The 12324-nt window shown below is 30.2% G+C and carries 12 protein-coding genes and 1 tRNA gene; 11 read left to right on the top strand and 2 right to left on the bottom strand.

The features are described from left to right. The first annotated feature begins 601 nt into the window (after positions 1 to 601). From QZ146_RS06910 to QZ146_RS06860, 11 genes are all read left to right on the top strand, one after another. The gene (locus QZ146_RS06910) at positions 602 to 976 is read left to right on the top strand and encodes a hypothetical protein (RefSeq protein ID WP_295722962.1); all 375 of its coding nucleotides are present in this window, start codon (positions 602 to 604) and stop codon (positions 974 to 976) included. 167 nt (positions 977 to 1143) lie between these two features. Then, a complete protein-coding gene (locus tag QZ146_RS06905; protein WP_295722961.1) occupies positions 1144 to 1458 on the top strand; it encodes a V-type ATP synthase subunit H in 315 nt (104 codons plus the stop codon). 10 nt (positions 1459 to 1468) lie between these two features. Then, positions 1469 to 3478: a V-type ATP synthase subunit I gene (locus QZ146_RS06900; protein WP_295722959.1), complete on the top strand. Its 2010-nt coding sequence runs from the start codon at positions 1469 to 1471 to the stop codon at positions 3476 to 3478. 73 nt (positions 3479 to 3551) lie between these two features. Then, positions 3552 to 4037: a V-type ATP synthase subunit K gene (locus QZ146_RS06895; RefSeq protein WP_295722958.1), complete on the top strand. Its 486-nt coding sequence runs from the start codon at positions 3552 to 3554 to the stop codon at positions 4035 to 4037. Between the two features lie 16 nt (positions 4038 to 4053). Continuing rightward, positions 4054 to 4677, top strand: coding sequence for a V-type proton ATPase subunit E (locus tag QZ146_RS06890; RefSeq protein WP_295722957.1), 624 nt, complete (start codon positions 4054 to 4056; stop codon positions 4675 to 4677). Positions 4678 to 4689: 12 nt separating this feature from the next. Then, complete coding sequence (locus QZ146_RS06885; protein ID WP_295722956.1) at positions 4690 to 5844, top strand: V-type ATP synthase subunit C; 1155 nt, start codon at positions 4690 to 4692, stop codon at positions 5842 to 5844. 25 nt (positions 5845 to 5869) lie between these two features. Then, the gene (locus tag QZ146_RS06880; protein ID WP_295722964.1) at positions 5870 to 6187 is read left to right on the top strand and encodes a V-type ATP synthase subunit F; all 318 of its coding nucleotides are present in this window, start codon (positions 5870 to 5872) and stop codon (positions 6185 to 6187) included. Then, positions 6184 to 7938 carry an ATP synthase subunit A gene (locus QZ146_RS06875; RefSeq protein WP_295722955.1) on the top strand — a complete coding sequence of 585 codons (1755 nt, stop codon included), beginning with the start codon at positions 6184 to 6186 and terminating at the stop codon, positions 7936 to 7938. The genes QZ146_RS06880 and QZ146_RS06875 overlap by 4 nt, the downstream gene beginning before the upstream one ends. A gap of 1 nt (position 7939) precedes the next feature. After that, complete coding sequence (locus QZ146_RS06870; RefSeq protein ID WP_295722953.1) at positions 7940 to 9325, top strand: V-type ATP synthase subunit B; 1386 nt, start codon at positions 7940 to 7942, stop codon at positions 9323 to 9325. A 44-nt stretch (positions 9326 to 9369) separates the two neighbouring features. Beyond that, positions 9370 to 10050 carry a V-type ATP synthase subunit D gene (locus QZ146_RS06865; RefSeq protein WP_295722951.1) on the top strand — a complete coding sequence of 227 codons (681 nt, stop codon included), beginning with the start codon at positions 9370 to 9372 and terminating at the stop codon, positions 10048 to 10050. A 328-nt stretch (positions 10051 to 10378) separates the two neighbouring features. Continuing rightward, positions 10379 to 10534: a hypothetical protein gene (locus QZ146_RS06860; RefSeq protein ID WP_295722949.1), complete on the top strand. Its 156-nt coding sequence runs from the start codon at positions 10379 to 10381 to the stop codon at positions 10532 to 10534. Between the two features lie 95 nt (positions 10535 to 10629). On the opposite strand, the gene QZ146_RS06855 is transcribed toward QZ146_RS06860, so the two are convergent. After that, a complete protein-coding gene (locus tag QZ146_RS06855; RefSeq protein WP_295722948.1) occupies positions 10630 to 11889 on the bottom strand; it encodes an ATP-grasp domain-containing protein in 1260 nt (419 codons plus the stop codon). Positions 11890 to 12067: 178 nt separating this feature from the next. Continuing rightward, a tRNA-Gln gene (locus QZ146_RS06850) sits at positions 12068 to 12139 on the bottom strand. Positions 12140 to 12324: the final 185 nt, after the last annotated feature.

The following is a 12324-nucleotide window of genomic DNA, read 5'->3' as shown; positions in this document are numbered from 1 at the left end:
AATTGTATTTTTACAAACAATTATAAATGAATATGATAAACATAAAAAATAAGAAATTTTAGCCCGAATTTTATTCAGAAAATTTCAGGCCCCTAAATACATTTTTTCTTAAGTTTTTCTTTTTTTTAAATAGTTTTAATAATATTATTTTATAAAATTTTTTCAATAATTTTTATCAAAAAAATCTATTTTAAATTCTATATTTTTTTTTAGTTCAATGGTTTGTTCATTATTTTAAAAAAATTCAAATTCTTATTATTTAACTCTTTATTTTTTTAACTAATTTTTAATAATTTTTTATTTTATTGAATATTTTTTAATTTATAATCTTTTATAATGATTGTTAATTATATATTGCATATTAAAAGCCATATCAATAATTATTTAAATTAAAATATACATAAATTTTATTGGAACTATTTTAAAAAACAATTTTGTATTTTTAAAATATTTTTCAATTTTTTTTTTATTTTAAATTTCTATATTTATAAAATAATAGATAATTTATTATATTAAAAATTACAATAAATTATATATTAATAATTTTGATAGTAAGAGAAATAAAATTAATATAAAAATTTTTTTAAGGGTAGATGATATTATGGTAAATATGAGTTTTAAGTCTAGAATGCATATGTATTCTATACTCTTTCTTTTTGTTATGATAAGCTTAGCTATTTCACCATTTTATCTAGGGGAGCCTTTAACTAACGAAAACCTTGCTACTTCTTTTCTAATTTCTTTAGTGGGTGTGGCATTTCCACTTGTCTCTTTTAGACCAGAGTGGAATAAGGCTATGTTATTAATTGAGGGTATTTTATTTGCCTTAATTGGTTATACTTTCTTAATTAATCCTTATAATTATGTTTTTTTAGTTTTTGGATTACTTTTAATTGTTATTTCTATTTTAGCATATGTGAAAAAGTTACCTCCTCGTTTTCTTAGATTTTTTTATCAAAGTAGTAAGAAAAAGTAATTTTTTGCTATTTTTATAAAATCCTTTTTTATATTATGAATTTACTTATTTAAAGATATTATTAATAGTTTTATTCGTTTTATTTAGAAAACTTATGATTTTTCAACCGAAAAATGTAATTAATGGGTATTAATCTAAATAAAATTTAAATACCATGGTGATTAAATATGGCAGAAATATCAGAGGCTATCTCAATGATTAAAAAAGCCGAAAGTGATGCTGTTACTACTGTAGAAGATGCTAAGGTTAAATCTGATGATTTAATTAAAGATGCTACTTCTAAAGCAAATCAAATTCTTGTTGATGCTAAAAGTTCAGTTACACAAGAGGCTGATGGTGCTGTTTTAAATTCAGAAGAAAAAGCTAAACAAGAGGCTAATCAAATTAAGATTCAGGCTAAATCTAGCGTTGAATCAATTAAAGCTAACTCTTCAGTAAATGTAGATGAAGCTGCTTCTGTTATTGTTGAAAAATTGTTGTAGTGTGAGATTAATGTTTCAAACTGAAAGAATGCGTAAACTTAGAATAGTCACATTGGATTCATACGCTCAAAATATAGTCAATGTACTACATGAAGAGGGTATTGTTCAAATAGACGATATTTCAGAACGTATTCAACAGGATCCTGAAATTGCGGAACTTGTCACTCCCTCAAAATCTACATCACAAACTGGTCAAATTTCATCTTTATTGATGAAAACTACAAGTATTTCTGATACTTTTGGTAATGCTCAGGCATTTGGAAATAGTATTAAAGATACTTTACATTCTGTATTTAGCCCAGATTTAATCGTCCCTAAACCAGTGGATGATTTAGATACTGATGCTTTAATAATTTATGCAGAATCAGTTTTAGATGATGTTGGTGCAGAGTTAGATCCTTTACAGGATAAATTATCCGCTCTCGACACTGAAAAAAGTAGATTAACTTCAAAAATTACCATTGCTAATAAGTTAACAAATCTTAATGTTGACTTAGGTACTTTAAGAGATACTAATACTACTTCAACAATAGTTGGAAGGATTGATGTTGAATCTGCTTCTGAAGTAAAGGCAGAATTAAATAAAATAACTGATGAAATTGTAATTGAGGAAGTAAAACAAAATAATGAATTTATAAGTATTATTGTAATTACTTCTAATGAGTATAAAGATAATGTTTATTCTTCACTTAGGAAATTTAATTTTGATAGTTTAGATGTTGATGGTATGGATGGTACTCCATCACAATTCATTAGCTCTGCACAATCAAGATTAGATACTATTGAAAGTGAAAAATCCCAACTCCAAGGTCAATTGAAAGAACTTGCAAAAAAATGGGATGATGATATTCTTGCTTTAAAAGAACAGTTAGAAAATGAAAAAGAGAAAAACGAAATATTCTCCAGTTTTGCTCAAACTAAAAATTCTAAATTCTTTGAAGCTTGGATTCCTCTTAAAAAAGTAGATGAAGCTACAAAATTAATAGATAAAGCTAGTGAAGGATACTGTGTTATTGAAGTTGAAGACGTTCCAGATAATAGTGAAGATGTTCCTGTTCTTCAAAACCATTCTGGCTATGTTAAACCATATGAACTTATTGTACAAATGTACTCTCCATTAAAATACAATGAGATTGACCCTACATTTTTTGTAGCTATAACATTCCCATTCTTCTTTGGGTTCTGTTTAACTGATTTATTTTATGGATTTTTAAACTTCCTTGTTGGATACTTTGTATTATACAGAGGTCTCGGAAGAAATAGTGAAGATATCAGATCTTACGGTAAAATATTTATGGCTTGTGGATTATGGGCTATGGTATTAGGTGCTATAACAAATTCTATGTTAGGAGATTTCTACGATAGAATTTTAGGGCTTGGACCAATTCCTACTACAATCCCTTGGTTAGATTCATTCCACAATGCAGCTACAATCTTAGTTATTGCTATTGCTGTTGGTTTTATTTACCTAAATATAGGATTTTTATTAGGTGCAATTAACAACTTTAGAAATGGCGATAAAAAAGGAGCATTTTCTAGTCAAATCGTTTGGTTTGTATTTGAGTTCGGTATTGTTTTCTTAGCATTAGGTTATATGGTTCCATCTATAGGAATGATTGGATTTGTTCTTGGCGGATTATTCATTATTGCATCTCTCGGACTCCTTATATGGGGTAGTGGTGCTTATGGTGTGATGGATGTATTCAGTTATATGGGAGATCTTCTTTCATTTGCAAGGTTACTTGCATTATGTTTAGCTACCGGTGGTGTTGCAATGACTGTAAATATCATTGCAAACATGTGTAATACTATGATTCCAATTCCAATTGTTTCAGTAATTATTGCAATTATAGTATTTTTCGGGGGACATTTTGTCAATTGGCTTTTCCAAACTCTTGGTGCTGCAGTAAATGCATTACGTCTTAACTATGTTGAGTTCTTTGCTCAGTTTTATCAGGGTGGAAAGAACAAATTTGAGGCTTTCAAAGCTCAAAGAAAATTTACTAAAATTAATAAATAGTTTTTTCATTTATAATTAAAAATTCAAATTTTAAAAAAAATTTCAAATTAATATATTCAAGGAGAAATAAATTATGGTAGAAATTGTCTTAGGAACTGCTTTAGCAGCTGTCGGTGCTGGAATTGCAGTTGGATTTGCTGGTTTAGGTTCAGGTTTAGGTCAAGGAATGGCAGCTGCAGGTTCTGTTGGTGCTGTTGCTGAAGATGGAGATATGTTTGCAAGAGGTATTATTTTCTCAGCATTGTGTGAAACTCAGGCTATTTATGGTTTCTTGATTGCTATCTTATTATTAGTATTTTCAGGATTACTTGGAGGAAAACCTATTGATAACGTTGCTGTAGGTATTGTTGCTGTAGGTGCAGGTGCTGCTGTAGGATTTGCAGGCCTTGGTTCTGGTATGGGACAAGGTATTGTTGCAGGTTCTTCTATAGGTGCAATTGTTGAAAATGATGATATGTTTGCAAGAGGTATTATTTTCTCAGCATTACCTGAAACTCAGGCTATTTATGGTTTCTTAATCGCTATCTTACTTATGGTATTCGGTAATATTTTAGGATAGGTTAGGAGGTCTTTTAATGAGTTCTGGGGCAGACAAAATTGTCTCTAACATTAACTCTGAGGCTCAAGCTAAAGCTGATGGAATAATTCAAGAAGCTCAAACTAAAGCTGATGACATCATTGCTAAAGCACAAGAAGATGCTGGCGTTGAAAAAGATAAAATTCTTGCTGATGGTCAAAAACAAGCAGATATGAGATATCAGCAAATTATATCTGAAGCAAGAATGAATCAACGTAGAGCTGAGTTAGGGGCTAAAGAAGAAGTTATCGAAATGGCTTTTAGTAAAGCTATGGCAGATTTAAAAGATTTAGGATCTACTACAGATCCAAAATATGTTGATGCATTATCTAAAATGATTAAAGAAGCTGCTGTGGAAATTGGTGGTGGAGACTTAACTGTTCATGTTAAAGAAGCTGATAAATCTAAAGTCGAATCATCTTTAAGTTCCATTGCTAGTGATGTATCTTCAAAAACAAATGTAACTACTACTTTAGAATTAGGTGAACCAATAGAAACTATTGGGGGAGCTATTGTAAAAACTAAAAATGGAGATATAGAAGTAAATAACACTATTGAATCTAGACAAGAAAGATTTAAAAAATCATTACGTAGTGAAGTTGCTCAAATATTATTTAAATAGGAGTGAGAAAATATGGCTGATGATATAGCTACTTTAATAGGACAACTACAATTAGATCCTCAAATTGTAATGGTGATTGCTATTGTTGCAATTATGGTTGTTGGGGCAGTTATTGTTGTTGTTGCAAGTAGACCAATTTTAGATATTTATCCTTATCTCAATCCTATTGCTAAAGTAAGAGCTAGAAAAGGTAGACTCTTAAATGAAAAACAAATGACTGAGATTTTAGAATCTAATAATATTGAAGAAGTATCTTCATATTTAAGAGGATTACCAGATTATGCTCCATATTTGTCCGAATACTCTATTGAAAAATCATTAGATACACATATGGCTGATACATACAAATATATTTCAACAATTGTACCTAATGAAATAAAGGATTCATTCGACGTATTAGCTACTAAAGCAGATATTGCTAATATTAAAGCATTATTAACTGCTAAAGAAGTAGGTTATAGTAATGAAGAAACATCTAATTTATTACTTCCTTCTGGTTCATTATATAATGATTTAGATCGCTTAGTAGATGCAAACTCAGTTAATGATGTCATTGCTGGTTTAGATGGAACTGAATATGGTGATATATTAGTTGATGCTATTGCAAAATATGAAGAGGAAGGTTCACTTTTACCATTCTCAAATGCATTAGACAAATATTACTTACATAAATTATTACATTCAACTAAAGTTCCTGGAAATGATAATACTAAAGCAATTTATTCATATATTGGAACCCAAGTAGATATGGATAATCTTAAATTAATAATTAGAGCAAAAGCTGATGGTTTAGATTATGATGCAGTTAGTCCTTACTTAATTAATGAAGGTTATCAAATAAGAGAATGGAAACTCAAAGATTTAATGGAATCTGATTCTGTTGAAGGAGTTATCTCTTCATTAGATGGTACAAAATATGCAGAGATTCTTCAAGAACCTCTTTCTAATTATAATAATGGAGCATCTATTGCTGTATTTGAAAATGCATTAGATTCTTACTTTGCTGATTATTCACATTCCTTATCTTTAGAAAAACCATTAGGTGTAGGTCCAATTATCGGATTTTTAAGTGGTAAAGAAAGAGAAATCAAAAACTTAAAAATCATTGCAAGAGCTAAAAGAGAAGAAGGATTCCCTGAAGCTAAAATTCAGGAGATGCTTGTATGATTTCATATATTAATTATGGAGTGATATTATGAGTTCTGTTGCTATTATTGGAGATTTAGATACTGTCACCGGTTTTAGACTTGGTGGAGTTAGAGAAGGACGTGTCGTAAATAATAAAGAAGAAGCTGAAAAAGCTCTTGATGACTTGATTGAAACCAAAGTTTCAATTATTATTATTACAGAGAAAATAGCTAATGAAATAAGAGTACATATTAATAAAACAATTGGTTCAGAAATTGTACCTATGATTATTGAAATCCCTGATAAAGATGGTATGTCTGAATCTGATGGAGACCAAATGAGGGCTCTTATTAAACGAGTTATTGGGGTAGATATTAAATGATTACTGAAGGAAATATTATCAAAATTGCTGGTCCGGTTATCATCGCTGATGGGATGAGAGGGACTCAAATGCATGAAATGGTAAGAGTAGGTGAAGCAAAACTTATCGGGGAGATTATCGAACTCGAAGGTGACACTGCTACCATTCAAGTATATGAAGAAACCGCAGGTATTAAACCTGGTGAAATAGTAGAAAGTACTGGAGGACCATTATCTGTAGAACTCGGTCCTGGTATTATGGGATCTATTTATGATGGAATTGAAAGACCTCTTGAAATTATTAAAGCAGAATCTGGAGATTTCATTGCTAGAGGTATCCAAGTACCTTCTATTGATAAAGAGAAAAAATGGACATTTAAACCAGTAGTTTCTGTTGGTGATAAAGTAACTGGTGGAGACATTATTGGTGAAGTAGAAGAAACTTCTGCTGTTGTTCATAAAATTATAGTACCTCCTAGTGTTTCTGGTACTATTAAATCTATTGTTAATGGTGACTACACTGTAGTAGATGATATTGCAGAAGTAGAAACTGAAGATGGAACTATTGAAAAAGTTCAAATGTTACAAATTTGGCCTGTAAGGAAAGCTAGACCTTATGTTGAAAAACTTGACCCGGATATACCACTTGTAACTGGTCAAAGGGCTCAAGATACTTTCTTCTCTGTTGCTAAAGGAGGTACAGCTGCTATTCCTGGTCCTTTCGGTTCAGGTAAAACTGTTACTCAACAGCAATTAGCTAAATGGGCTGATGCAGATATTGTTGTATATATCGGATGTGGAGAACGTGGAAATGAGATGACAGAGGTACTTACTGAATTCCCATTCCTTGATGATCCTAAAACAGGAAATCCAATTATGGATAGAACTGTTCTTATTGCAAACACATCTAATATGCCGGTAGCTGCTCGTGAAGCATGTGTATATACTGGTATTACTATTGCAGAGTATTTCAGGGATCAAGGTTACGATGTAGCACTTATGGCAGATTCAACCTCTAGATGGGCAGAAGCTATGAGGGAGATTTCTGGAAGATTAGAAGAGATGCCTGGTGAAGAAGGTTATCCTGCATACTTAGCATCTAGATTAGCACAATTCTATGAAAGAGCTGGTAGGGTACTTACTATTGGAACTGAACCTCAAGAAGCTTCCATTAGTGTAGTTGGTGCTGTATCACCTCCTGGTGGAGATTTATCCGAACCTGTTACTCAAAACACTTTACGTATTACAAAAGTATTTTGGGCATTAGATGCATCTCTTGCAGATAAACGTCACTTCCCTTCAATTGATTGGTTACAAAGTTATTCATTATATGTTGACAGTATCCAAAATTGGTGGCAAGAAACTGTTGGTGATGATTGGAGAGCAAACCGTGATGAAGCTATGGTTTTACTCCAAGAAGAATCTGAACTTCAGGAAATTGTACAATTGGTTGGTCCAGATGCTTTACCTGATTCACAACAAGTTACCTTACAAACTGCACGTATGTTAAGAGAAGATTTCTTACAACAAAATGCATTTGATGATGTAGATACTTACTGTCCACCTAAAAAACAAGCTGACATGTTAAGAACTATTCTTTTATTTAACAAAGAAGCTCAAAACGCTATTGCTAGAGGTGGGGACATCAAAAAATTAGAATCTTTACCTATTAAAGATGATATTGCTAGGATGAAATACATACCTACAGAAGAGTTTGAAGATAGAGTTAAAGAGATTAAAGCTAAAGTTGTAGAACAAATTGGTGGTGTATAGAATGAATACTGATATTAAAACTAGGGAATACACTACTGTTACTGAAGTAGCTGGTCCTTTAATGGTTGTTGAAGGTGTTGAAGGAGTAGCATACAATGAGATGGTAGATATTGAAACTCCTGCTGGAGAAAAAAGAAGTGGACAAGTTTTGGAAGTAAGAGATGACATTGCAGTTATCCAAGTTTTCGAAGGTACTCAAGATTTGAACACTAAAACCACTAAAACTAGATTTACTGGTTCAACTGCTAAAATTGGTGTTTCAAAAGAAATGATGGGACGTATATTTAACGGTACTGGTAAACCTATTGATGGTGGTCCAGAGATTATTCCTGAAAAAGATTTAGATATTAACGGAAGTCCTATGAACCCAACTTCAAGGGAATATCCTGCTGATTTTATTCAAACAGGTATTTCTACTATTGATGGAATGAACACATTAGTAAGGGGACAAAAACTTCCTATTTTCTCAGGTTCTGGTTTACCTCACAACGATCTTGCAGCACAAATTGCAAGACAAGCAAAAGTAGTTGGTGAAGATACTGAATTTACAGTAATTTTCGGTGCTATGGGTATTACTCACGAAGAAGCTAACTTCTTTATGAATGAATTTGAAAGAACTGGTGCATTAGAGAAAGTAACTGTATTCATGAACTTAGCAGATGATCCTGCTATTGAAAGGATTTTAACTCCTAAAATGGCTTTAACCACTGCAGAATACTTTGCATTTGAATTAGGTATGCACGTACTTGTTATCTTAACAGATTTAACCAACTATTGTGAAGCATTAAGGGAAATTTCTGCTGCTAGGGACGAAGTACCTGGAAGAAGAGGTTATCCTGGATACATGTATACTGATTTAGCAGGTATCTATGAAAGAGCAGGCCGTATCCAAGGTAAAGAAGGTTCTATTACACAAATGCCTATTTTGGTTATGCCTCAAGATGATATTACTCACCCTATTCCAGATTTAACTGGATATATTACAGAAGGACAAATCGTATTAAGTAGGGATATTTTCAGGAAAGGTATTTACCCACCTGTAGATGTACTTCCTTCATTATCTCGTTTAATGAGTGGTGGTATTGGTGATGGTAAAACTAGACCAGACCACAGTGGAGTATCTGATCAGATGTATTCTGCTTATGCAGAAGGTCGTGACTTAAGAGATTTAGTTGCTGTTGTAGGGGAAGAAGCTCTTACCGAAAGGGATCAAAGTTTCTTAAAATTCGCAGATGAATTTGAAAATAGATTTGTAACTCAAACTAAAGATGAAGATAGATCCATTGAAGAAACTTTAGACCTCGGTTGGGATATGTTTAGAATCTTACCTAGATCTGAGCTTAAAAGGGTTAAAGACGAATTTGTTGCAGAACACCTTAAAGATTAGATTAGTTGTATTAGAACTAATCCAACTTTTCAAAGGAGGATATTATGGCAGAAGAAATTTTAGAAGGAATTAACCCTACTCGTATGGAGTTACTTGCACTTAAAAAACGTCAAAACCTTGCAGTTAAAGGTCACAGTTTACTTAAAGAGAAACGTGATGCTTTAATTAAAGAGTTTTTTGATATTTTAGACAGAGTGAAAGGAGCTCGTTCTGATGTAGAGTTAACTCTTAATGAAGCTTATGAAGCTTTAACATTAGCTCAAATTCAATTAGGTGATTTGGCTGTACAAAAAACTGCTTTATCCGTTAAAGAATCTGTAAATGTAGATGTTACATCTAGAAATATTATGGGTGTTCCTGTTCCTTTATGTGATACACAATTTGATTCAAGATCATTGGTTGAGAGAGGATATGGTTTTTCAGACACTTCAGTTCAATTAGATAATGCTGCTAAAAAATTCGAAGATTCAGTAAGAATGATTATTGAACTTGGTGAAATTGAAAAAACTATTTACCTTTTAGCTGAAGAAATTGAATCTACTAAACGTCGTGTAAACGCTCTTGAACATGTTATGATTCCAAAATTAGAAAACACTGTTAAATCTATTGACATGAGACTTCAAGAGATGGAAAGGGAAAATTTCGTAAGATTGAAAATGATTCGATCTACTCTTGAACAAAACGAAGCAAAAAATGCAGCTAAAGATGCTTTAAACGAAGCTTAAATAAAACGAATTCTAGAATATATTAGATTATATTAAAAAAGGGATATGGGTGATTTCTCTTACTATCAAATCCCTTTTTTATCATTAATCTATATTCTATCTAGATTAAGCTTTTTAGATTATATTGACAATTCTTAATTTTCATTAGAATACTCTTTTTAAATTTTTTTTTTTAAAAAAACAGATAATTTTAAAAACAAGATATATATTATATTAAATCATATTATTATTAATTATAAAAGATCAGATTATTTAGTTAAATTAATTTATTTTAAAAAAATAAGATTATTGATAATTTAATAGAATTAAGATTATATTAGTGATTATTATGGAAAGAAATCCATTTCAACTTGCAATGTTAGATCAAGATAAAAGAGCTAAATTATTTTTATATATTAATATTGCTATGATAGCAACTACTTTTTTTATCGCTTTTGGAACTATTCTGTTTATTCTAATTGCTTTAGGAATAATTAAATTTTAAACTTTTTTTAATTTTTAATTTTTATATTTCTAAAAACTTAAATTTACTTATTGAATCTTTCATGTACATTTTAAAATCCGTATGGTTTAGTTTGATTAGTTTACAGGGCATATATTAGAATCAATATATTCTTTTAATTTACTTATCTCTTTAAGTCCTTTTTTTACATTATTTGTTTGTATTGTAACAAGTGGTTCATCTTTTTCTATTATTGTACCTTCTTTTGAAATATCAAATAGTCCATCTATATTTAAGTTTCCCTGTTTTAGTGTATATGGAGCATAGATTATTTCTTTTATTCCATAACCTTTATGATTAATTTCTTCAATCAATTGTCCATTACATGCATTAATATGTTCTTCCAGTAGATTTATTGATAATATTTTTTCTACACATTCATATGTTCCTTGAAAACGAGGATTGACTTCAATTAGATATAAATCATTATTTAATATATCATCTTCCATCTCATCTGATAATATTAAATCTACACCATTAGAACCAATTAATTTACATTCTTTAATTACTTCTTCTGATAATTCTGATACATCCGCGTTAAGGTTTTTAACTCCAATTTCATCATGAGCTATGGTGTAATTATTCAATACTTGTAGAGACTTTATATCAAGAGGTAATATATTTCCACAATATCTATAATCTCCATTATAACCTAAATCATTAAGATTTAAAAGTCGAGTATTAATTATGGTTTTTGCATCAGTAGAACTTGAGAGTACTGATGATGAAATATTTATTCCACTAATGTATTCTTGTATGAGTATTTCACCTAAACTATTAATCATATTTTCAATCAATATTTTAATATGATTATTTTCAATGAACATATCATAATTTAAAAGTAATGTGTCATACCCTCCAGATCCTTGATTGGGTTTTATAATAAATTGCATATCATTATATTCATTAAGTATTTCCAAAAATTCAGATACATCACTCACTAAAAAACTAATAGGAGTTAGGAATTTATTTGAAATTTTCTGGTAAAATCTATATTTATTACTAACATCTTTTGTAGATTTATTTCCAATAATTTTTTTTTGATACTTTTTGTATTCTCCTTTAAAATCATCACTACTAATACCTGAGCTTAGTACAATTAAATCTGCATCATCCAAATATTCTTTTCCATTTTCAAGTAAGTTAAGACTCGAAAAATTTTCCTGAAATGAGCCACAGCTACTGTCAATTTCCTCATTTAATAAGTGTTTTTCATATATTCCTTCTGGAAAATCCAAGGTAGTAAAATAACTAGAGGAATAAACATTATAATCTAATTTTTTAGCCGAATTAACTAAGGGCCTTGTATTAACTCCAAGTATTAATATATTGTCCATATTATTCCTCAAAAAAAATAAATTCCATATAATTAAAATATAATTTGAATATTCCATTGTAAAAAATATATAGTATTTTAAAAATATTCCAATGATAATAAAAAACATTTATTAAAATTATTAAAATAATTAGTTTAAAAGATTAAAATAGTATAAAATATGTAATAAAAAGAATTAATAGTCCCGAGCGGAGTCGAACCGCCGTCTCCGGGTCCAAAGCCTAGAAGGATTACCACTACCCTACGGGACTAGTTACTAATATAAATTAGTAAATGTTCTAAATTATAGAACAATATAATTTATGTTTCAATCCTATTTAAAGGTATTGTTTTTATTCAATGCTGTCAAGCTAAGAAAATTTTGATTTTTTAAAAGCTATCTTGAATGTTTGATTTGCATTTTTTATGATAATATTTATCTTTTTCTCTTTCTTCA

Origin of the sequence: uncultured Methanobrevibacter sp. (assembly GCF_905235195.1) — an archaeon.
Taxonomy (GTDB): Archaea; Methanobacteriota; Methanobacteria; order Methanobacteriales; family Methanobacteriaceae; genus Methanarmilla.
The sequence above is the reverse complement of the archived record's forward strand: the minus strand, read 5'-3'. Positions and strand labels throughout refer to the sequence as shown.